The sequence below is a fragment of the Brevundimonas sp. genome, assembly GCF_035999125.1.
Classification (GTDB): Bacteria; Pseudomonadota; Alphaproteobacteria; order Caulobacterales; family Caulobacteraceae; genus Brevundimonas.
On the sequence record NZ_DASYGX010000007.1, the window covers coordinates 396,912 to 416,109 of the forward strand.

Here is a 19,198-nt window from a genome sequence, read left to right on the forward strand (position 1 = left end):
TGACCAGCTCGCGCCCGCCGCCCTCGGCCGCGCGGACGATCGGCGCCGGATAGTCGAGATGCCGGGCAGGGGTGGCAGGTTGCCGGTCTGATCGGACGTCACGCCGAACAGCCGGCGGATCGCGTCCTGGCCTTTGTGAGGCTGTAGAGGTTGCACATGGCTGCATCCTACAGTGAGCGCGAAGTCGGCCAAGTCGGCTCACCGCGAAGCTTCCTCGCGGCGTCGCGGCGGCGTCAGGACCTGGCGCCTTGCCAATTCCGCACTTCGCGGCCTCACTGCGGCTCACCATCGGGGAGAGATGCCATGACGGACCCTAGGTTCGGGGAGTGCGCGACGCCAAGAACGGCCGAGGCCTCGGCGAAAGGAGGCCATTGGTGCGGGCCGGCGCGTGGCTGGATCGATGAGATACTGCCGGGAATCGTTCTGGCTGCCGCAGTCCTGACCGCGTCCGTCAGCCCGGTTAGGGCACAGGAGTACGTCGGGAGCGTCTATTTCCGGCCGGGCCAGGACATTGTGAGCGCGGGACAAGACGCGGAGCTGGCGCGCATTGCGACCCGCGTCGCCTCGGCACCGACGAGGGCCGTTCTTCTGACGGGCCACGTCTCTGTGCAGAACGACGCCAATCGGAGCCGGGGCCTGAGCGGCGACCGCGGTCGAACCGTGTCGGGTTCCCTGGCAGCGGCGGGCGTATCGACGGATAGGATTACCGTGCAGCCCGAGGGAGAGGACAAGGCGGCGCGCTCCCTTCCTCGCGTCCGAAGCAATCAACTCGACAATCGGGTGGACGTCTTTCTGTCCCGTCGCCTCCACCTCGGGGGCGTGCTGCGGCCCGATTTTGCAGGACAGTTCGAGGTTTTGGCCGGAGGCCCCGACCTGCTGCCGCTCGGGACGGTCTGTCCGGACATCGTGGGCAACCGGTTCCTCCACATCAACGCCGCCGAGCCGGATCTCGTCTTCCGACTAGAGGAGCCCGGGTCCACCGGTCTTCATCTCAACTCCCCGATCGAAACGACCATGGTCTTGAAGGGCCCCGGGGAGCTGACGTCATGCCTGATCGGCCGGCAGGGAACGTCGACGTCGCTGCCCAGCCTGCCGACTGGGGACTACCAGCTCTTCATCGGTCGACCGGAAACAAGCGGCGCCGGTCGGGAGGTTGGTCCCTTCACACTCAGGATCACTCGATCGCCAGGCTGAGCCGAGACCTGGCCGCCGGTCAGGCAGTAAGCGCTCGAAACCGATCAAGAGTCGCGGGCGCGCTGTCGGGAGGCAGAGCCGGCTGTCGGAGCGGAGGCCAGGCAGATCGCGCGGCTCCTTCCTCTGTCCGTCCGCGATCTGGCAGGGAATAGGCGACCGCTTTCGACCCATTGCGGTCGTTGACGGTAGCGGTAGGGTCGCGCATGGACGATCGAGTTCTCACAGTCGATGATCTGTTCGACATTCCGGCATTTGGCGGCCTCTTGGTGGTTCCCGGCCCACTCCAAAAGGATTGGAGCAGCGGACTAAATCATCGTGTGCGCTTAAGGCGACCGGATGGCTCCGTGATCGAAGCAGACCTCACGATGCAGCACGTTTTCCAAACTCCACCGCCGGAAGAACTGCGTTGGACATGTATCCTGCGCGGGGTGGGCAGGGACGATGTGCCTATCGGCACCGAGGTTTGGATCGCTCCGTAGTCATGCCTGCAATCCACCCATAGGCAACGATGACCGGGCCCGCTTTCGCGGCCCGGTCATCAGTCAAAGATCGATCTGTTCTGACATCTCCAGAGCGTCGTCCACCTCGATACCGAGGCACCTGACGGTGCTCTCCAGCTTCCTGTGGCCGAGCAGGAGCTGACAGGCGCGAAGGTTGCCGGTCTTCTTGTAGACGAGCGACACCTTCGTGCGCCTGAGGCTGTGGGTCCCGTAGCCCTGCAGTTCCAGGTCGATCATCCGAACCCACTGATCTACGAGCCGTGCGTATTGCCGGGTGCCGATATGCTGGCCCGGTCGGCTGCGGCTGGGAAACAGCCAGTCATCTGCACGCTCGCCGCGCACTTTAAGCCAGGCCGCGATCGCGTCGCGCTGGCTCCGTGATCTCGAACGGCACCGGCCTCCCCGTCTTCTGCTGGATGACGATCGAGCGGTGGCGAAGCGCGCCGCCGGGAGCCACGGCACTGACCCGAAGCCGAACCAGGTCACAGGCTCGCAGCTTGGCATCCAGGGCGCAGTTGAACATCGCAAGATCGCGAACCCTCTTCGCGACCTTCAACTGCTGTCGGATGGCCCAGATGTGCTTCGGCTTGAGCGGCGCCTTGGGGCCGATCAGACTGCCGGCATTCCATGGGCGCTTAGGTTGCTTGAACAGGTCAGACTGGCGCATGGCCAACCTCCATTGAGGTCGCCTCCCTGCCCGTGGCCCAGTCTACGCTCTCTGGATCTGTTCAGCGCCAACACCGGACAAAGGGATCTCGCCGGCAAGCCGACCTTCGTTGAGCGCGCCACCGCGGAGCAGTATGCAGCAGCATGCCTTCACCGATTGCCCAACTTGAACTCGGTCGGGACGGTGCCGAGCTAGCGCCAAAGGCGCTCGACCGCAGCACACTCGCTGCTTTGGAACAGGTGCTCGCAGGCCAGGCCAGCGACGTCGCGGGCATCAGGCTCTTCGGCGTCGAAGGGCTACCAGGCTTCCTCGCGGCCGACGGCCCGGTCGGCTCTCTTGCCGCGCGGAGGCTGAGTGAGACCGCTCGGCCGGTCCGGGCGATCCTCTTCGACAAGACAGCGTCCGCAAACTGGTCGTTGGCGTGGCATCAAGACCGCGTGGTCGCGGTGCGGGAGCGAAAGGAGGTCGAAGGCTTCGGGCCGTGGAGCCGCAAGCATGGCGCGCTGCATGTTGCGCCACCGTTCGAACTCCTTGCCCGCATGCTTACGCTGCGCGTGCACCTCGACCCTGTACCTCGGACGAACGCTCCGTTGCTCATCGCGCCCGGCTCGCACCGCTTCGGCAGAGTTCCGGAGGTTGATGTTCCGGAGGTGGTGAGCAGGTGCGGCGTGGCCGCGTGTCTGGCTGAAGCGGGCGACGTCTGGACCTACGCCACGCCGATCCTGCACGCGTCCGACAGGGCAGCCGCAGCGACACGCCGTCGAGTTCTCCAGGTGGACTACGCCGTCGACGATCTTCCGGGCGGACTCCAGCGGCTTGGCGTCTGACTCGCGTCAGGAGCGGTCTTTGGCATCGCTCCCCTAAGCGGATGTACAAGGCCCTCGGTCTTCCGGCAGGACCGTAGGCGACACGACGGGGCGCTCTTCGGCGGGCGAAGGGCGTCAAGTTTCGCCGTCTGGCCTGACGCGGATCGACTTCAGATAGTCGGCGTAGGTGCGACCGGGATCGAGCGCGAACACGTCGCCAGTGTCCAGGCAGGTCTCGATGCGGTCGACGCGGAAAACGCGGAAAGCGCTGCGTAGCTCGCACCAGGCCGGACAGGTCCAGATTCGACCCCAGAACTCTGTCTGAAGCGGCCGAATGCGGCGCTGCGTCCTCTGGCCGTCCAAGCTAAGGTAGTCGATCTGGACGACGAGCCGATTGGATACGGCGCGACGGAGCGAGCCGAGGTGTCCGCGAGGTGGCGCTGCGACGGACGCATAGACGGCGAGGTCGCGAAGAGGCTGGAGGGCACATCGGTCGGACGGGAGAACCGCCCCGACTTTGCCGACGAGGTGCTCGGCCGCTGCCGCGAGATCTGCGTCCCCGGTCTGCCGGATCACCTCCACGCCAAGGTGAAGCGCGCGCAGCTCCTCCGGCGTCAGCGTCAGGGGCGGCAAGAAGATCGGTTCGCGCAGCAGGTACCCGACGCCGCGTTCGCCTTCGATCGGCACGCCCGACGCCACGAGGGTCTCGATATCCCGGTAGACGGTCCGTAACGAGACCTCCAGGCGCTCCGCGATCTCGCGGCCGAGGAGCAGTCGGCCGCCGCGGAAAAGCTGGAGGATCTCGAAGAGCCGGTCTGTCCGACGCATCTAGCCGACCGAGATCTGCAGCGCCGAATGCCCCAGCTTCACGCTCGAGCCGTCGATCGCCCGCACGAAGTCGCGCGCCCGTTCATCCTGGCCGATCCGGGCGGCGGCGGCCTCAGCGTCGGAGACGCTGGCCCATTCGACATGCTCGGTCCAAGTTCCGTCGTCGGCGCAGGAAAGACGGCGGCGCAAGAACCCAGGACAGTCCTTCATGAACGCGGTCGCATCGTGAGCCGCCTGGAGAAAGGCGTCCCGCTCGACGCCGTCCAGCACTCTGAAGGTCACAGTTTCGATCACATGATCGGTCATCGGTTCGGCCTCGTGTTGTCGCTGATGCCCGGATACCGCCGCCCAACTGACGACACCCTGTCAGCAGGTAATCGCGGGCTGCTGGGCGACCCGAACCGTCTCCTCCGATCTGCAACTGCCAAACCGTGTCAGTTCGGTGCTGCGAGGCAAGGGCACTCCGTTCGCTCCTGAGGGCCGCCATGAAAATCCTGCACGTCGACGCTTCCGCCCGCATTGATGGCTCGAACTCCCGAGCGCTTTCCCGCCACTTCGTCGAGACACTGCGCAGCCGCGCGCCCGCGCTGAAGGTGGACAGGCTCGATCTCGCGACCCACCCGCCCCGCCACTTCGGCGCGCTGGAGACCGCAGCTGTCTCAATGCCGGAGGCGGACCACACGCCCGCCATGCGTGACGCTATCGCGGATTCCGATGCGATCGTCGCCCGGGTCCTGGCCGCCGATGCGCTGGTGATCGGTACGCCCATCTACAACTTCGGAATGCCTTCGACGCTGAAGGCCTTCTTTGATCACGTCTCGCGGAACGGAAAGACCTTCGTCGCCGACGAGACTGGAATGCGCGGCCTGTTAGGCGACAAGAAAGCGGTCGTCCTTATGGCCGCCGGCGGCGCCTACGGACCAGGCGAGATGTTCGACGGTCTCGACGCGCTTACGCCGCACATCCGCGCAATCCTCAACTTCTTAGGCGTCGCTGACGTGACAGCCATATCTGCGTGGCCCTTGATGTTCGCCGGAGCGGAGGCTGCGAACGCAGCCATGAGCGCGGCCGTGAGGGAGGCAAAAGCGCTGGCCAATGCCTGGACGCGGTGACGACTGAATCGCGCCAAAACCGGACGCATCTCCCCAGGCGGCAACCAGACGCCGGGCGGCACTTCTCCGAAACGAGGCACAGCGTGTAATGCACCGCTTGGCCCGTTGACCAGTCGATAAGCGAGATGGTGGAAATCTCGCGTCATGTTTTCGTCGGCATCCAACCCATCGCGTGCAAGACGCTACAGACGCACGTTTATTTTCGCCGCCCTCGTTCTGCTCGCCTTACTGGCGACCGCGGCGTTCGAGCTGCGCCGCGAGTTCGACGGGGCGGCGCAGCTTCGCACAGAGGTGGCGGCCTCGCATGACACGCGGAGCCGGATCCAGTCCGTGTTCTCGCTGCTGCAGGACGCGGAGACCGGCCAGCGCGGCTTCATCATCACGGGCGACGAGCGGTTTCTGGAACCCTACGACCGGGCTCTGAGCGGCATCGACCCGGCTCTGGCCGAGCTTGAGCGCCGGGCGGCCGGAAATGCGGTTCAGACGGAGGACATGCGCCGGCTCCGCAGCCTGGTCGCCCAAAAGCGGAACACCATGGAGCGGACCGTGGACCTACGCATGGCCGGGGACGCGCAGGCGGCCATCGCCATCGTGTCCAGCGGCGAGGGCAAGCTGGCCATGGACTCCATCCGCGAGGTCGTCGACCGCATGATCCGGCGCGAGGCGGCCTCGCTGGACCGCCTGTCGCACAGGTCCGAGAGCCGGACGCGCCTCACGGAGCTCGTGATGGCGGGTTTGTTAGTTCTCCTGGGGCTGACCATCGCAGTCGTCGGCGTCCTGATCTGGCGGTTCGTGGCGACGCGGACCGCGTTGACGGAAAAGCTGAAGGCCCTGGCCGCCCGCCAGACGGCGACGCTGGACAGCGCCATCGACGCGATCGTGACGCTCAATCCCAGCGGCAGCATCGAAAGCGTCAACGCCGCCGGCGAAAGCATGTTCGGATGGTCGTCCGGCGAGCTGACCCGGCGGGACGTGACGGTGATCATCGACGTGGCCGGCAACGGCGAAGGCGGATTCCTGGCGCGCCTGGGGGCCAGCCAGGGCGCTTTGGACGGCGGCGTGGTGCGGGAACTGACCGCGCGGCGGCGCGACGGATCGACCTTTCCCGTCGACGTCGCCCTGGGCGCCATGGATCTTCCGACGGGCCGACATGTGGTCGCGGTGATCCGCGACATCAGCGAGCGTCGCCGCGTCGAGAGCATGAAGGACGCCTTCGTCTCGACCGTCAGCCACGAACTGCGCACGCCGCTGACGTCCATCGCCGGATCGCTGGGCCTCCTCGCCGGCGGCGCAGCCGGCGCCCTGCCCGAAAAGGCCGCCCGGCTGGTCTGGATCGCCCATGCCAACAGCCAGAGACTGGTGCGGCTGATCAACGACATTCTCGACGTCGAGAAGCTGGAGTCGGGGAAGGTCGACTTCCAGATGGAGCCGCTCGATCTGCGCGACGTCGCGCAGCGCTCGATCGAGGGCGTCAAGGGCTATGCGGACCAGCTGAACGTCGCCCTGACCCTGACTCCCGGCGAGGCGGCGCCCGTGCGCGGCGACGCGGACCGCCTGATACAGGTCGTGACCAACCTGCTGTCGAACGCGGCGAAATTCTCGCCGTCGGGCGGCAGCGTCACCGTTTCGGTGAACCCCGAGGCCCGCACCGCGCGTCTAAGCGTTGAGGATCAGGGACCGGGCATTCCCGACGCCTTCCGGGCCCGGATCTTCAGCAAGTTCGCCCAGGCCGACGGCACGGACGCCCGCGCCAGGGGAGGCACGGGCCTGGGCCTGTCGATCGCGCGGGAAATCGCCGAGCGCCACGGCGGCCGCCTGTGGTTCGAGTCGCGCGAGGGAGAGGGAGCGACCTTCCATCTGGACCTGCCGCTGTGGTCCGACGTCCCTGACGAGGGCGGGCAAGGCCGGCTTCTGATCTGCGAGGACGATCCGGATGCGGCCCAGGTGCTAGCCGAGATGCTGGCGGTCGACGGCTATGCGACCGACGTGACGGGGACCGCGCGCGACGCCTTGGCGGTGGCGCGCGAAGGCCGGCATCAGGCGGCGCTGATCGACCTGAACCTGCCCGACGCCGACGGCGTCAGCCTGATCCGTGCCCTCAAGGCCGACCCGAGGACACGGGGCCTGCCGGTCATCGTTGTGTCGGGCGATGTGGCCCGCGGCCGGGCGCGGGGGCGGTCCCTGGAGGTCGTCGACTGGATGGACAAGCCGTTCGACCAGGACCGCCTGAGGACGGCGATCTCGGCCCTGCACGTGAGCACGCGGCCGCGCGTCCTTCACGTCGACGACGATCCCGACATCCTGGCGGTGGCGGCGGCCGCGCTGGGGCCGACGGCCGATCTGACCCCGGCGCGCAGTCTTGAGGAGGCGCGGGCCTCGCTGGCGCGGGAGCGGCCCGACCTGGTCATTCTGGATCTGGGGCTGCCCGACGGGCACGGGCTCGACCTCTTGCCGGAGTTGAGCCCGCCGGACGGCGGAACGATCCCCGTCGTGGTCTATTCGGCTCAGGAGATGGACGCCGAACTGGCCTCTTCCGTGGACGCCGTGCTGACCAAGTCCCGCATGTCGCTGACGCAGCTCGGCCGCACCGTCCACAGCCTGACCGCCCGTCACAAGGAGAGGGAGCCATGACGCCGCTCAGGGTGCTGCATGTCGACGACGAGGCCGACATCCGCGAGGTGGCCGCGTTCTCGCTGGAGCTTGATCCGGACATTTCGCTTATCTCGGCGGCCTCGGGCGCGGAGGCGCTGCAGGCGCTGTCGACGGGCCGGGAGGTCGACGTGATCCTGCTGGACGTCATGATGCCGGGCATGGACGGCCCGGAAACCCTGGCCCGCCTGCGCCGGCTGCCGGGACATGAAAGGACGCCCGTCGTCTTCATGACCGCGCGGGCGCAGGAGAGCGAGGTCGACAAGTACAGGGCGCTCGGCGCGCTGGACGTCATCGTCAAGCCGTTCGATCCCATCACGCTCGCCCAGGACCTGCGCGCCATACTGGCGGCGGCGTCATGAGCGACCTGCCCGAGACGTTCCGCCTTCGCTTCATCGATCGGTGCAGGGGCGATCTCGCCGAACTCGAAGCCGGCCCGGACGACGCCGCGCTTCGCCGGCTGATCCATGGGCTGGCGGGCGCGGCCGGCACCTTCGGCTTCCCTCGCATCAGCGAGATGGCCGGCGTCATCGACGACGACCTGACCGAGGGGAGAGAGCCCGATCCGGCCCGGCTCGATGCCTTGAGGGCGGCGCTTCGCGACCTGGTCAGGCCTGGGCGCTGAAGCCCTTGCGGGTCATGGTGCCCCACGACTGGCTGCGCCGCAGCCACTGCCACAGCCCGCGCAGACGCCAGACGTTGTTGAGCTGGCGATAGCCGAAGTTCTCCACCACGGCGACGGCCGTCAGGATCAGCAGGTGCCTCGCGCGCGGGAAGCGCCTCAGCTCCGACTCTTCCAGTGCCAGAGCGCCGACCGAGATCACGACCCCGAAGGTGAAGCTGACCGCCAGAAAGGCCAGCAGATAATCGACCGACAGAAGCCCCAGCGCCCAGAAGGCGGGGATCAGCAGATAGCCCACCAGCTCGATCACCGGTCCCAGGATGTCGACCAGCAGGATGTAGGTAAATCCCAGCGCGCCGAGCCGGCCGTAGCGGGGCTTGAACATCACGTCCCAGTGCCGCTCGAAGGTCTCCAGCGCGCCGCGGTGCCAGCGCGACCGCTGACGGCCCAGCACGCGCAGGCTCTCCGGCGCCTCGGTCCAGCAGACCGGCTCCGGCACGAAGCCGACGCGGTAGGGCAGGCGCTTGTCGCGCATCAGCCGGTGCAGCTTGACCACCAGCTCCATGTCCTCGCCCACGGTGCCGCGGGTGTAGCCGCCCGCCTCGATCACCCGCGCGCGGCGGAACAGGCCGAAGGCGCCGGAAATGATCGTCAGGGCGTTGATCCGGCTCCAGGCCAGACGGGCCATCAGGAAGGCGCGCAGATATTCGACCGTCTGCAGCAGCGCCAGGAAGCTGCGCGGCAGGCCGACCTGGATGACCCGTCCGTCACGGATCACGCACCCGTTGGCGATCCGCACCGTGCCGCCGACCGCCACCGTCCGCTCCGGATCCTCGACGAAGGGGCGCACGGCACGCAGCAGGGCGTCGGGCTCCAGCAGGGAGTCGGCGTCCATGGAACAGAAGATCGGCGCGCGCGACACGTTGATGCCGGCGTTCAGGGCGTCCGCCTTGCCGCCGTTGGCCTTATCGACGACGATCAGCCGCGGCTGGTGCTCGGCGCCGTAGATCCCGCGGATGGGCTGATGCTCCAGCGGCTGGTCGAAGTGGCGCTGGATCGGTCGCAGCCCATAGGCGTCGATCAGCGTCTGCAGCGTCGCGTCGGACGAGCCGTCGTTGACGACGATGACCTCGAAGCTGGGGTACCGGAGCGACAGCAGCGACCGCACGCTCTGTACGATGGTCAGGGCCTCGTTGTAGGCGGGGGCCAGCAGGGCGATGGGGGGCGAGGCCTCTGAATAGCGTCGCCACAGCACCGTAGACTGGGGAATCGAGGGCCGCTGGGACAGGGCGACGGCCGCCAGTCCCAGCTGGATCAGGTACAGCAGGTTCTGAAGCGCGCCCGCGCCGATCACGAACCAGGCGATGGCCTGGGCGTAGCCGACCAGCGTCAGGAGCACGTCGTTCATACCGAGACGCCGCGCTCGGCCAGGGCCAGGGAGGCGGCTCGGCGCACCACGTCCTGATCGACGTCGGCTGCGAGCCGCAGGCTGGCCACGCCCTTGTCGCCCAGCGCGTTCAGCGCCTCTCCGGATCGGAAGCGGACCCACCACACGGGGTCGGCCAGCGCCTGGACCAGTCGCGGCGCGGCGGTGACCAGGCCGATGCGGCCGACGGCCTCCGCGGCGGCGGCGCGCACCTCCCACGCCCCGTCGGCCAAGCCCGAGAGGATGGCGGGCTCCGCCGCGGGATGGGCGAGCACGCCCAGGGCGCGGACGCAGGCGATCCGCAGCTCCAGTTCGGCGCCGTCCGCAGCAGCCATCAGGGTGGGCACCGCCCGGTAGTCGCCCGCCCGACCCAGGGCGTCGGCCACGATCGTGCGCATGACGGGAGAGGCGTCGGGATCGGTGAACACCGCCAGCGCCTGGTCCGGGGACCGGGCGACCAGGGTCCGGACGACGGACTCGTAAAGCAGGGAGTCCTGCAGGCCGCGCGACGCGACGTCGGCCAGCAGATCCCAGAGCGGGGGCGCCTCGTCGAGCGCCAGAAGCGCGTTCAGGGCGGCTACCCGGAACTCCGGATCACGGGCCCGCGAGAGAGCCGCCCGGATCGCGGCCGCATTGGCCGGCGCGGGAAAGACGGCGAGCGCTTCGACGGCGGCGATCCGACCCGCCTTGCTGCCGCGGCCCAGCCGGCGGCGCAGGCGCTCCTCGACCCCCAGCCCCGACAGGGCTGCCACCAGGCGCTCCCGTTCGTGCCCGCGGACCAGGCCGGCGATGTCCAGCACAGCCTCCGCCGTCAGGCGCGCGCGCCGCGTCGGCGCCTTCAGCTGCCGCGCCACGTCGACGTGCCCCTCCATGATTTCCAGGAACAGCCGGCGCATCCGGGCCTGGTCCAGGCCGAGGCGGGCGTCGCGCCGGGCGCGCACCAGACGGGCGAGGATCAGCCAGATCATCCACGCCAAGGCCGCCGCCCCGAGCGCGAGCGAACTCCACCACAGGAATCCGAGAAGGGTCACCAGAAGCGCCAGCCAAGGCCGACGGTGACCGCGCGACGGTCATAGGCGCCCCGATCTTCCTCCAGCACGCCCAGGCGCAGGGAGACCCGCTCGGTCAGGTCCCACTCGCCCCCCACGGCCAGGGAGGAGACGTCGACGACCAGGCCCTCGCTGGTTTCCGGCGCGTCCGCGTGATCGACTCGCAGGCGGAAACGATCAGTGAGCGCCCAGCGGGCGGACACGGCATAACCGTCCTCGCGCTCGCCGCTCTCGTCCCAGACGTTGATCCAGCGCGCGGCCAGGGCCACGCGGCCGTCGAAGAGATCGACGGCCAATCCGGGCTGAAGCGCGGTCACTTCTCCCGCCGCGAACCGAGCGACTGATCCGTCGACGGTCACGCTGATCGCCGGCGCCAGTCGCCACGCGCCGCCGGCACGAAGCGCCAATTCCGGTCGATGGTCGGCGTCCGGCGTTCCGCCCAGCGCGATCCAGGCCTCACCGCCGCCGAGCCTGCGGCTCGCCTGGGCTTCCAGATAAAGGTCGGCGCGATCGAACCGCTCGGTCCGCTCCAGCGCCCCGCCCACGGTCCAGCGATCGGTCACGGCGCGGGTGGCGGAGATGCGCGCCTCCGTCCAGTCGGAGAGCCCGCCGCCCAGCCGGCTCCGGGAGACGTCGGCGTCGATCCGCCAGCGCGGCGGACCCGAGGTCGTGTCGAGCAGGGCCCGCACGTCGGCGCGATCCGGGGCCAGCCGCGCCGCCTCCGCCGCCCGTGCCGCCGCGGCCTCGTCGTCGCCCCGGCGGCGGGCGGTCCGGGCGAGGGCGACATGGGCGTCCACATAATCGGGGGACTGTTCGACGACCCGCAGCAGTTCCGCCTCCGCCTCGTCCAGCCGGCCGAGATCCAGCAAGGCCAACCCCAGTTGCAGCCTCGCGTCGACGTCGTCGGGCCGCGCCCTCAGGACGGCGCGCAGCGCCTCCGCGGCCCGGGCCGGTCGCCCAGCTCGGCGATCGGCGACTGCGGCTTCGTAAAGCGCCGTCGGGTCCTGCCGGACCTCAGCGGGGACGTCTTGCGCGATCATCGTTCTGGACCTGTTGCGGCGCCGCCAGCCGGCGCACCCGCTCCAGCAGTTCATCCGGGATGAAGGGCTTAACGAGATAGTCGGCGGCCCCAAGCTGCAGCCCGCCGACCACGTCCGCCTCTCGGCGCAGGGCCGTCAGCATGATCACGGGGACCGAGGCGGCGTCAGGGTCGGCCTTCAGCCGCCGCAGGACCTCGAATCCGTCCATCACCGGCATCATGGCGTCGAGCACGACCAGATCGGGCCTCTGATCGCGCACGAGGTCGAGAACCTCGCCCCCGTGTTCGGCGACGAGAACCAGGTGGCCGTCGGCCGACAGCTTGTGCTGCAGGAGCCCCCTCAGAAGGGCGTCGTCGTCTGCGATGAGGACGCGGGCCATGCGCCGACTCCACTCGAACTCAATCCGGCGCCCCCGCCTCAGCCATGCTAGCCCCCGCTCGGTGAATCAAGCGTCACCGGCCGCGCCACCACATGCTTTTCGTGCAGGGGTTCAGGGCTCCAGGGCCTGGCGCAGATCCTCGAGCCTGACCGGCTTGACCACCGTGGCGTCCGCGCCCAGCCCCTTGGCCATCTGCAGCACGGCGCCGGCGCCCAGCCGCCCGCCGCCGCTGATCGCGACGACCCGTTCGGGCCGGTCGGGCCCCAACTCCATGATGAAGTTCAGCCCGTCCTTGTCCGGCATCAGAATGTCGATCACGGCCGCCCACGGGCTGTGACGCCGCACCAAGGACAGCGCCTCGTCCACCGTCCCGGCCGGAAGCGGCTCGAAGCCCAGCTCCCGAACCATCCCCGCCAGATGTTCCAGCATCAGGGGGTCGTCCTCCAGGACACAAACCTGCTTATCTGTTTGCAACATCACCGCCCCGTCTGTCGCACAATGTCAGGTTGGCGCAAGTCTATGGGCCACAGCCTATCGCGCACGGCCTAAGTGTCCAGCATGAGCCGTGGACGCCTTCTGTTGAGCCTAGAAATACCATCCAGCACTCGTCGGTGAGCGACGCCGAAAGCGGACGTGGCTGACGGCCGATTGGAGTCAGGAACAGACATGCGGCCGCCAACCGACCGGGGCTTCTGACATGCCGCAACATTCAGGACGCCGATTCTTGGGACCGTCTGGAGTGGCCGCCCGCGACGTGTACTGGCCAAGGTCGATCCGCCGTGCTCGACCGGGGTGCCTACGCAGAACACGCTAATAATTTTTCGCGGGGAGGCAGCCAGACCCGAAACACCCCCACCCCCTAAGATTTTCCCGATCATGATCATGTCGAACATTGATGGGCGCATTGATGGGTGTGACGGAACGACCCCCATAGCTTCTAGCGATTAGGAGGGTCGATGGCGGACAGGGTGGGATTCGAACCCACGGTGGGCTTTCACCCACGGCGGTTTTCAAGACCGCTGCCTTAAACCACTCGGCCACCTGTCCGATCGCCGGCCGGACGGATCGACGAAGGGCCGGAAGAAGTCTGGCGGAGACGGAGGGATTCGAACCCTCGGTACCGGTTACCCGGTACGACGATTTAGCAAACCGTTGCCTTCAGCCACTCGGCCACGTCTCCGGCAGACGGCGTCGATAGCGGAGCGATGCGGGCGGCGCAACCGGGCCGTTCCGGCCGGGCCATTAAGGGGATGGTCAGGCCCCGCATGGCAGAGTTCGTCGCCCCTGGAACCCGACCGACGGCCCGCATGACACCGACCGCCGCCCTGCTCTCCGCCGACGACGTCGCCGATGCGCTCGACGATCAGGCCACGCTGAACGCGCGCGGCCTGCGGGATCTGGCGCTGAGGGAACTGGCGGCCGACGGCGCGGCGCGACGCGGGCCGTTTCGACCCGAGGTCTGGCTGAACGCGCGACAGCGTCACGCGACCCGGCTGGCCGCCCATTACTTCCGCGCCATCGACGTGTCGGTGATCCTGGCCGTCACCCTGCTGTGCGCCTGGGCCGCGACGCCTTCCGGACTGGCCGGCGCGCCGGTGGCGGCGGTGGCGCCGCACGCGCTTGGGGCCGTGATCCTGCTGGCGCTGATCCGATCGCTGGATCTGTACCGCTTTCCGAGCGCGCGGCCCGGATTGATCCATCTCGGTGCGCTGGCCGCCATCGCGGGCGTCGCCACGACCGCGGCCGTCGTCTTGAGTCTCGCCCTGACCGGATCGGCTTCGGGGCTTGCCGGCGTGGTGGTGTGGGGCGGTGTCACCCTGGCCTGCCTGTACGGCCTCCATCTGATCTGGCTGGACCGCGTCGCGTCCTGGCGCCGGTCCGGCGCCCTGACGCCCAACATCGTCGTCGTCGGCGCGACGCGCCACGCCGAAGCGCTGATCAAGGCTGCGCTGAAGCGGCGGGACGTCAACGTGCTCGGCGTGTTCGACGACCGGCTGGCGCGCAGCCCGGACACGGTCGAGGGCGTGCCCGTGCTGGGCGATTCCGAGGCCTTGTTGAGCCACCGCATCCTGCCGTTCGTCGACCGCATCGTCATGGCCATCGACCCGAAGGCCGAGGCGCGCGTGCGGCACCTGATGGGTCGTCTCGGCAGCCTTCCCAACGAAGTCACCTTGCTGGTCGATCCGGTTCGCGCCGGGGACCGCGACGACGCTCTGAACCGTCTCGCCGACAGCCGGCTGGCCCCGCTCAACGGCCGCAAGGACGACGACCGGCGCGCCTTCAACAAGCGGATCCTAGACCTGACGGTCGGGGGCTTGGCCTTCGTCGCCCTGCTGCCCGTCATGGGCCTGATCGCCGCCCTGGTGAAGCTGGACAGTCCGGGCCCGGCCCTGTTCCGCCAGCGTCGGCACGGCTTCAATCAGGAAGAGATCGTGGTGTGGAAGTTCCGCACCATGAAGCACGCCGCGGCCGACGCGACCGCCAGCCGTCAGGTCACGCACGACGACGACCGCATCACGCGACTGGGGCGCATCCTGCGCTCCACCAGCCTGGACGAGCTGCCCCAGCTATTGAACGTGCTCACCGGCGAGATGAGCCTGGTCGGGCCCCGCCCCCACGCCATCGGCATGAAGACGGGACAGATCGAGTCCGCGCGCCTGGTCGCCGACTATGCCCACCGCCATCGCATCAAGCCGGGGATGACCGGCTGGGCCGCGATCAAGGGCTCGCGCGGCCCCCTGCATTCCGCGCAGGACGTGCGACGCCGGGTCCAACTGGACGTCGAATACGTCGAGCGTCAGTCGGTGTGGCTGGATCTCTGGATCATGTTCGTGACGGTGCCGGTGCTTCTGGGCGACCGCGCGGCGATACGATGATCCGGGGGCGCTGACATGTTCTGGCGGGGCGTCTGGGGCTATCTGCCGGCCAACGTCGTGCAGGGCGTGGTCGGCTTTCTGGCCATCATCCTTTTCACGCGCCTGCTGTCGCCGGAGGAATTCGGTCGGTACGCGTTGGCCTTCTCCATCCTGACCTTGGCCCACGTCGCCGTCTTCACATGGCTGGAGGCGGCGATGGCACGTTTCTGGGCGGCGTCGAAGCCGGGCGCGGACCTGCAGGGGCACTTCGCCGGCCTGTACCGGACCGCGCTGATCCTGACGGCCGTGTTCGTGCCCGTCGTGGGGCTGATCCTGTGGCTGTGGCCCGCCGATCCGCTGTTCAGATTCGCCGTCGCGGCGGGGGTCATGGGGTGCCCGATCCGCTGCCTTGTCAAGCTGGCGCAGGAGCGTCTGCGCGCCGAGGGCGAGGTGGCGAAGTCCGCCGGCATCGACATGGCGGTGACGATCTGCGGCTTGGCGATCGGCGTGGGCTTCGCCTTGGCCGGCGCGGGCGGCGCCGCGCCTCTGCTGGGGCTCGGACTGGCGCCGCTGCTGGTGCTGCCGTTCGTCCTGCCGGGAGAATGGAAGCGCGGCGCGGGCGCGCGGCTGGAACCCGCCCGGATGCACACCTATGCCGCCTATGGGTATCCCATCGCCGCCTCACTGGCTCTGACCGTCGTCCTGGCCTCGACCGACCGCTTCCTGCTCGCGGCGTTTCTGAACGAAGCGGCGGTGGGCGCCTATCATGCCGGATACTCAATCGCGAACCGGACGCTGGACGTGCTGTTCCTTTGGCTAGGGACGGCGGGCCAGCCGGCGTTGGTCATGGCGCTGGAGCGCGGCGGGCGCGAGCGGCTGGTCGTCGCGGCGCGGGAACAGCTGTCGATTTTCCTGCTGATCGGCATGCCGGCCGCGGCCGGCGTGGCCTTGGTGGCTCAGCCGCTGGCCGACGTCCTGATCGGCGAGGAGCTGCGCGCCGCGGCGGTGACGGTGACGCCGTGGATCGCTCTGTCTGCCCTACTGTATGGACTGACGGCCTACTACTTCGGTCAGGCGTTCACCCTGGGCCGAAAGACGACGGCGTTGCTGGGGGCCATGGCGATTCCGGCGGTGCTGAACGTCGTCCTGAACCTGATCCTGGTACCGCGGTTCGGGCTGATCGGCGCCGCGTGGGCGACGGCGGCCAGCTTCGGCGTCGGCCTGATCGCCACTCTGGTGCTGGGTCGCCGCGTGCTGCCGCTGCCGATGGCGTGGGAGGCCCTGATCCGCTGCGGCCTCGCCACCACCGGCATGGCGCTGGTCGTCGCCGCCCTGCCGGCGCCCGGCGGAGTCCTGGAACTGGCGCTCAAGGCCGGAGTCGGCGGGGCGGTCTATGCTGCGCTGGCCTTGACGATCAACGCGGCCGGAGTGCGCGACACGGCGACGTCCCTGCTGGCGCGACGTCGCGAGGCGAGGGCCGTAGCATGAAGGCCCGCGTCGTCGACAACCCCGCCTGGGCGGGCGTCGCGCCCCGGCTGTCGGTGCTGATCCCGTTCCTGCGGGACGACCCGTCTCGGCTGATCGCGACCTTGGCGGAGGCCGACGCGTCAGGGGCTGAACTCGTAATCATGGATGATGGCACGGGCGACCCGGCGCTGACGCGGCGGCTTGCGGATATGCTGGCCGCACTTCCCCTGCCCGCCCGGCTGATCACCCTGCCCGCCAATGAAGGCCGATCGCGCGGACGCAACCGCCTGGCGCAGGCCGCGCGGGGGCGGCACCTGCTTTTCCTGGACTCCGACATGCTGCCGGACGCACCCAGCTTTCTTGCGGACTGGCTGGCGCTGATCTCGGCGGAGGATCCGGCCGTCGCCTTCGGCGGCTTCTCGCTGAAGCAGGCCTCGACTGAGACGCGCTTCGCCGTGCATCGCGCGATGGCGGCGCGTACGGAGTGCCTGGACGCCGCCGCACGGTCCTTGGCCCCGGAGAAATACGTCTATACCTCCAACCTTCTTGTCCGCCGCGACGTGTTCGAGGCTGAAGCGTTCGACCCGGCCTTCACCGGCTGGGGTTGGGAAGACGTGGAGTGGGCCATGCGGGTGGCCCGCCAGTGGCCCGTGCGTCACGTGGATGTGCCCGCGACCCACATGGGGCTGGACGAAACCGCCGAGCTGGCCGGCAAGTATGAGCAGTCGGCCGCCAACTTCGCGCGCGTGGTGGAGCGGCATTTCGAGGTCGTGTCGACCTATCCCAGTTATCGCGCCGCGTGCCGGCTGAAGCGCCTGCCCGGGCTGAAGACGATCCGGCCCTGGTTCAAGCGGCTGGCGCTGACGGAGGTCGCGCCGGTCGCGGCGCGGGCCTTCTCCCTGCGCCTTTATCGCGCCGCCCTGTATGCGGATCGGGTGTGACATGGCCCAGGTCGCCGTCGTCATCCCGACCCTGCGCCGTCCCGAAAGCCTGACGCGCGCTCTGCGCTCGGTCTTCGCCCAGAAGGGGGTGGAGGGGCATGCGGTCGAAATCGTCGTCGTCGACAACGACCCGGCCGGCACCGCCACCGCGCCGGTCGAGGCTTTGAAGCCGGTCAGCCCCTTCCCGCTCCACTACGCCACGGCGCCGCACCCCGGCGTGGCGACCGCCCGGAACGCCGGCCTGGCCGCCACCGACGCGCCGCTGATCGCCTTCCTCGACGACGATCAGGAGGCCGGGCCCGGCTGGCTGGCGGCGCTGCTGGCGGCCCAGGCCAGGACCGGCGCGGACGTGGTTTTCGGCCCCATCACCGGTGTGGCCGAGGGTGCCCCGGCATGGGCCCGGGCCCATCTGGACGCCTTCTTCGGGCGCGAGGGGCCCCAGGAAGATCGTCTGATCGACAAGCCCTGGGGCTGCGGCAACGCTCTGCTGGTCCGCGCGACCGCCCTGCCCGGCCCCGCGCCCTTCGACGTGGCCGCAGATCAGCAGGGCGGCGAGGACGACGTCCTGTTCGCGCGGGTCAAGGCGTCCGGCGGCCGCTTCGGCTGGGCGGCCAACGCCAGGGTGTCCGAGATCGCGCCCCCCCATCGCGCCACGATGGCCTATGCCCTGCGCCGTGCCTTCGCCTATGGCCAGGGGCCGAGCCAAGAGGCGCGGGCGCGCGGCGACTGGCCCGGCGTGATCCGGTGGATGGCCGTCGGGGTGGTCCAGACCGTCGTCTGGTCGACGGCTTCCGCCGGCCTTTGGCTGCTGCGCCGGCCGGCGCGCGCGCGCGCCATGGACAGGGCGGCCCGAGGCCTCGGCAAGGTGCTGTGGGCGCCGATGTTCGAGCCCAGATTTTACGGCGCGCAGGAACTGGCGCGGCTGGAGAGGCTCAGCCCGTCAGGCGCTTGAGGAAGGACGGCGGCGACCACGCCGTGCGGTTCAGCACCACGCCGGCGATCCGTCCGCCCACGGCCTCGACCTCATGCCTCAGGGCGCCCGCGGCGTCCGCGCCCGTGGATTCGGCGGCGACCACCAGCACGACCGCGTCCGCCAAGGGCGCGAGGATCAGGGCGGCGTCGGAGCGGTCGGCCGACGGACAGTCCACCACGACGGTCTCCGCATGGGGGCGCAGGGCGTTCCAGTAGGCCGGATCCGGCGAAGCTTCGACCCGCTGGCCCACCCGCAGCGTCTCGGCGGCGAAGCGCGACACCCACAGACGTCCGCCCAGGCACGATCGCGCCGTCAGCAGTCGCGCGGTCGGCACGATGCGCCCATCGCGGCTCTTCACCGGAGGATGCACGTCGAAGAAGCAGGAGCCGTCGGGAGAGGCCAGCGCCGCCTTGCTCAGTCGGCCGAACCGCTCCGGCGCCTGGGCCACCGCCTCCATCTGACCCGGCTGATCCAGGTCGGCGTCGATCAGCCAGACGGGGCGACGGGCGCGCACGGCGGCCAGGCGCGCATACTCCCGGGCGACGGTGGAGGCCCCCTCCCCCGACACCGCGGAGACGATCAGGACCATCCGGCCGCCGCGCGACGGCGCCGGACCGAGTCCGGCCCAGAGCGCGCTCATCTCTGACGTCAGATCGACCATCGAATCGGCGGAAGTCCGGGACACGGGCG

General features: G+C 69.3%; 18 protein-coding genes, 2 tRNA genes and 1 pseudogene. 10 read left to right on the forward strand and 11 right to left on the reverse strand.

The annotated features are described in order from the left end of the window. Positions 1-303: 303 nt before the first annotated feature. Positions 304-1,194 carry an OmpA family protein gene (locus VGN45_RS07640; RefSeq protein WP_327460985.1) on the forward strand — a complete coding sequence of 297 codons (891 nt, stop codon included), beginning with the start codon at positions 304-306 and terminating at the stop codon, positions 1,192-1,194. Positions 1,195-1,736: 542 nt separating this feature from the next. On the opposite strand, the pseudogene VGN45_RS07645 reads toward VGN45_RS07640, so the two are convergent. Beyond that, positions 1,737-2,361: pseudogene (locus VGN45_RS07645) on the reverse strand (tyrosine-type recombinase/integrase). A gap of 143 nt (positions 2,362-2,504) precedes the next feature. On the opposite strand from VGN45_RS07645, the gene VGN45_RS07650 reads away from it, so the two are divergent. Next, positions 2,505-3,188 (forward strand): phytanoyl-CoA dioxygenase family protein, encoded by a 684-nt coding sequence (locus VGN45_RS07650; RefSeq protein ID WP_327460987.1) that lies wholly within the window; start codon positions 2,505-2,507, stop codon positions 3,186-3,188. A 114-nt stretch (positions 3,189-3,302) separates the two neighbouring features. On the opposite strand, the gene VGN45_RS07655 is transcribed toward VGN45_RS07650, so the two are convergent. Together VGN45_RS07655 and VGN45_RS07660 are read right to left on the reverse strand one after the other, a co-directional pair. Next, positions 3,303-3,995 carry a YafY family protein gene (locus tag VGN45_RS07655; protein ID WP_327460989.1) on the reverse strand — a complete coding sequence of 231 codons (693 nt, stop codon included), beginning with the start codon at positions 3,993-3,995 and terminating at the stop codon, positions 3,303-3,305. After that, complete coding sequence (locus tag VGN45_RS07660; RefSeq protein WP_327460991.1) at positions 3,996-4,301, reverse strand: hypothetical protein; 306 nt, start codon at positions 4,299-4,301, stop codon at positions 3,996-3,998. Between the two features lie 179 nt (positions 4,302-4,480). Between VGN45_RS07660 and VGN45_RS07665 the strand changes: the two genes are divergently transcribed. The 4 genes from VGN45_RS07665 (at position 4,481) to VGN45_RS07680 (ending at position 8,381) form a co-directional block, all read left to right on the forward strand. Then, the gene (locus tag VGN45_RS07665; RefSeq protein ID WP_327460993.1) at positions 4,481-5,107 is read left to right on the forward strand and encodes an FMN-dependent NADH-azoreductase; all 627 of its coding nucleotides are present in this window, start codon (positions 4,481-4,483) and stop codon (positions 5,105-5,107) included. 144 nt (positions 5,108-5,251) lie between these two features. Beyond that, positions 5,252-7,738 carry a CHASE3 domain-containing protein gene (locus VGN45_RS07670; protein WP_327460995.1) on the forward strand — a complete coding sequence of 829 codons (2,487 nt, stop codon included), beginning with the start codon at positions 5,252-5,254 and terminating at the stop codon, positions 7,736-7,738. Next, complete coding sequence (locus VGN45_RS07675) at positions 7,735-8,118, forward strand: response regulator (RefSeq protein ID WP_327460997.1); 384 nt, start codon at positions 7,735-7,737, stop codon at positions 8,116-8,118. Before VGN45_RS07670 ends, VGN45_RS07675 begins: the two co-directional genes overlap by 4 nt. Then, positions 8,115-8,381 carry an Hpt domain-containing protein gene (locus tag VGN45_RS07680; protein WP_327460999.1) on the forward strand — a complete coding sequence of 89 codons (267 nt, stop codon included), beginning with the start codon at positions 8,115-8,117 and terminating at the stop codon, positions 8,379-8,381. Before VGN45_RS07675 ends, VGN45_RS07680 begins: the two co-directional genes overlap by 4 nt. On the opposite strand, the gene VGN45_RS07685 is transcribed toward VGN45_RS07680, so the two are convergent. The 7 genes from VGN45_RS07685 to VGN45_RS07715 all read right to left on the reverse strand — a co-directional run bounded on the left by VGN45_RS07685 (position 8,365) and on the right by VGN45_RS07715 (position 13,452). Beyond that, positions 8,365-9,786, reverse strand: a complete 1,422-nt coding sequence (locus tag VGN45_RS07685) for a glycosyltransferase (RefSeq protein ID WP_327461001.1) — start codon at positions 9,784-9,786, stop codon at positions 8,365-8,367. The genes VGN45_RS07680 and VGN45_RS07685 overlap by 17 nt on opposite strands. Next, positions 9,783-10,835 (reverse strand): HEAT repeat domain-containing protein, encoded by a 1,053-nt coding sequence (locus VGN45_RS07690; protein WP_327461003.1) that lies wholly within the window; start codon positions 10,833-10,835, stop codon positions 9,783-9,785. Before VGN45_RS07690 ends, VGN45_RS07685 begins: the two co-directional genes overlap by 4 nt. Further along, positions 10,832-11,893 (reverse strand): YaiO family outer membrane beta-barrel protein, encoded by a 1,062-nt coding sequence (locus tag VGN45_RS07695; RefSeq protein ID WP_327461005.1) that lies wholly within the window; start codon positions 11,891-11,893, stop codon positions 10,832-10,834. Before VGN45_RS07695 ends, VGN45_RS07690 begins: the two co-directional genes overlap by 4 nt. Next, on the reverse strand, positions 11,868-12,272 hold the full coding sequence (locus VGN45_RS07700) for a response regulator transcription factor (protein ID WP_327461008.1): 405 nt from the start codon (positions 12,270-12,272) through the stop codon (positions 11,868-11,870). Before VGN45_RS07700 ends, VGN45_RS07695 begins: the two co-directional genes overlap by 26 nt. Before the next feature lie 111 nt (positions 12,273-12,383). Continuing rightward, entirely contained in the window at positions 12,384-12,749 is a 366-nt protein-coding gene (locus tag VGN45_RS07705) for a response regulator (RefSeq protein WP_327461010.1), read from the reverse strand. 480 nt (positions 12,750-13,229) lie between these two features. Further along, positions 13,230-13,319, reverse strand: a tRNA-Ser gene (locus tag VGN45_RS07710). 41 nt (positions 13,320-13,360) lie between these two features. Beyond that, positions 13,361-13,452: transfer RNA gene (locus VGN45_RS07715), tRNA-Ser, on the reverse strand. Positions 13,453-13,579: 127 nt separating this feature from the next. On the opposite strand from VGN45_RS07715, the gene VGN45_RS07720 reads away from it, so the two are divergent. The 4 genes from VGN45_RS07720 to VGN45_RS07735 are packed head-to-tail and all read left to right on the forward strand — an operon-like array spanning position 13,580 to position 18,487. Continuing rightward, on the forward strand, positions 13,580-15,148 hold the full coding sequence (locus VGN45_RS07720; RefSeq protein ID WP_327461012.1) for an exopolysaccharide biosynthesis polyprenyl glycosylphosphotransferase: 1,569 nt from the start codon (positions 13,580-13,582) through the stop codon (positions 15,146-15,148). A 15-nt stretch (positions 15,149-15,163) separates the two neighbouring features. After that, positions 15,164-16,615, forward strand: coding sequence for a lipopolysaccharide biosynthesis protein (locus tag VGN45_RS07725; RefSeq protein ID WP_327461015.1), 1,452 nt, complete (start codon positions 15,164-15,166; stop codon positions 16,613-16,615). After that, positions 16,612-17,535, forward strand: coding sequence for a glycosyltransferase family 2 protein (locus VGN45_RS07730; protein ID WP_327461017.1), 924 nt, complete (start codon positions 16,612-16,614; stop codon positions 17,533-17,535). The genes VGN45_RS07725 and VGN45_RS07730 overlap by 4 nt, the downstream gene beginning before the upstream one ends. 1 nt (position 17,536) lies before the next feature. Further along, a complete protein-coding gene (locus tag VGN45_RS07735) occupies positions 17,537-18,487 on the forward strand; it encodes a glycosyltransferase family 2 protein (RefSeq protein ID WP_327461019.1) in 951 nt (316 codons plus the stop codon). Here the strand turns inward: VGN45_RS07735 and VGN45_RS07740 are convergent. Next, positions 18,468-19,193: a hfsB gene (locus VGN45_RS07740; protein WP_327461021.1), complete on the reverse strand. Its 726-nt coding sequence runs from the start codon at positions 19,191-19,193 to the stop codon at positions 18,468-18,470. The genes VGN45_RS07735 and VGN45_RS07740 overlap by 20 nt on opposite strands. Positions 19,194-19,198 lie beyond the last annotated feature (5 nt).

Excerpts from the sequence above, each read along its gene's own strand:
- VGN45_RS07730 (WP_327461017.1), top strand. The coding sequence starts at position 16,612 with ATGAAGGCCCGCGTCGTCGACAACCCCGCCTGGGCGGGCGTCGCGCCC.
- VGN45_RS07665 (WP_327460993.1), top strand. The coding sequence starts at position 4,481 with ATGAAAATCCTGCACGTCGACGCTTCCGCCCGCATTGATGGCTCGAAC.
- VGN45_RS07660 (WP_327460991.1), bottom strand. The coding sequence starts at position 4,301 with ATGACCGATCATGTGATCGAAACTGTGACCTTCAGAGTGCTGGACGGC.
- VGN45_RS07705 (WP_327461010.1), bottom strand. The coding sequence starts at position 12,749 with ATGTTGCAAACAGATAAGCAGGTTTGTGTCCTGGAGGACGACCCCCTG.
- VGN45_RS07700 (WP_327461008.1), bottom strand. The coding sequence starts at position 12,272 with ATGGCCCGCGTCCTCATCGCAGACGACGACGCCCTTCTGAGGGGGCTC.
- VGN45_RS07640 (WP_327460985.1), top strand. The coding sequence starts at position 304 with ATGACGGACCCTAGGTTCGGGGAGTGCGCGACGCCAAGAACGGCCGAG.
- VGN45_RS07725 (WP_327461015.1), top strand. The coding sequence starts at position 15,164 with ATGTTCTGGCGGGGCGTCTGGGGCTATCTGCCGGCCAACGTCGTGCAG.
- VGN45_RS07695 (WP_327461005.1), bottom strand. The coding sequence starts at position 11,893 with ATGATCGCGCAAGACGTCCCCGCTGAGGTCCGGCAGGACCCGACGGCG.
- VGN45_RS07670 (WP_327460995.1), top strand. The coding sequence starts at position 5,252 with ATGTTTTCGTCGGCATCCAACCCATCGCGTGCAAGACGCTACAGACGC.
- VGN45_RS07650 (WP_327460987.1), top strand. The coding sequence starts at position 2,505 with ATGCCTTCACCGATTGCCCAACTTGAACTCGGTCGGGACGGTGCCGAG.
- VGN45_RS07685 (WP_327461001.1), bottom strand. The coding sequence starts at position 9,786 with ATGAACGACGTGCTCCTGACGCTGGTCGGCTACGCCCAGGCCATCGCC.
- VGN45_RS07680 (WP_327460999.1), top strand. The coding sequence starts at position 8,115 with ATGAGCGACCTGCCCGAGACGTTCCGCCTTCGCTTCATCGATCGGTGC.
- VGN45_RS07720 (WP_327461012.1), top strand. The coding sequence starts at position 13,580 with ATGACACCGACCGCCGCCCTGCTCTCCGCCGACGACGTCGCCGATGCG.
- VGN45_RS07655 (WP_327460989.1), bottom strand. The coding sequence starts at position 3,995 with ATGCGTCGGACAGACCGGCTCTTCGAGATCCTCCAGCTTTTCCGCGGC.
- VGN45_RS07675 (WP_327460997.1), top strand. The coding sequence starts at position 7,735 with ATGACGCCGCTCAGGGTGCTGCATGTCGACGACGAGGCCGACATCCGC.
- VGN45_RS07735 (WP_327461019.1), top strand. The coding sequence starts at position 17,537 with ATGGCCCAGGTCGCCGTCGTCATCCCGACCCTGCGCCGTCCCGAAAGC.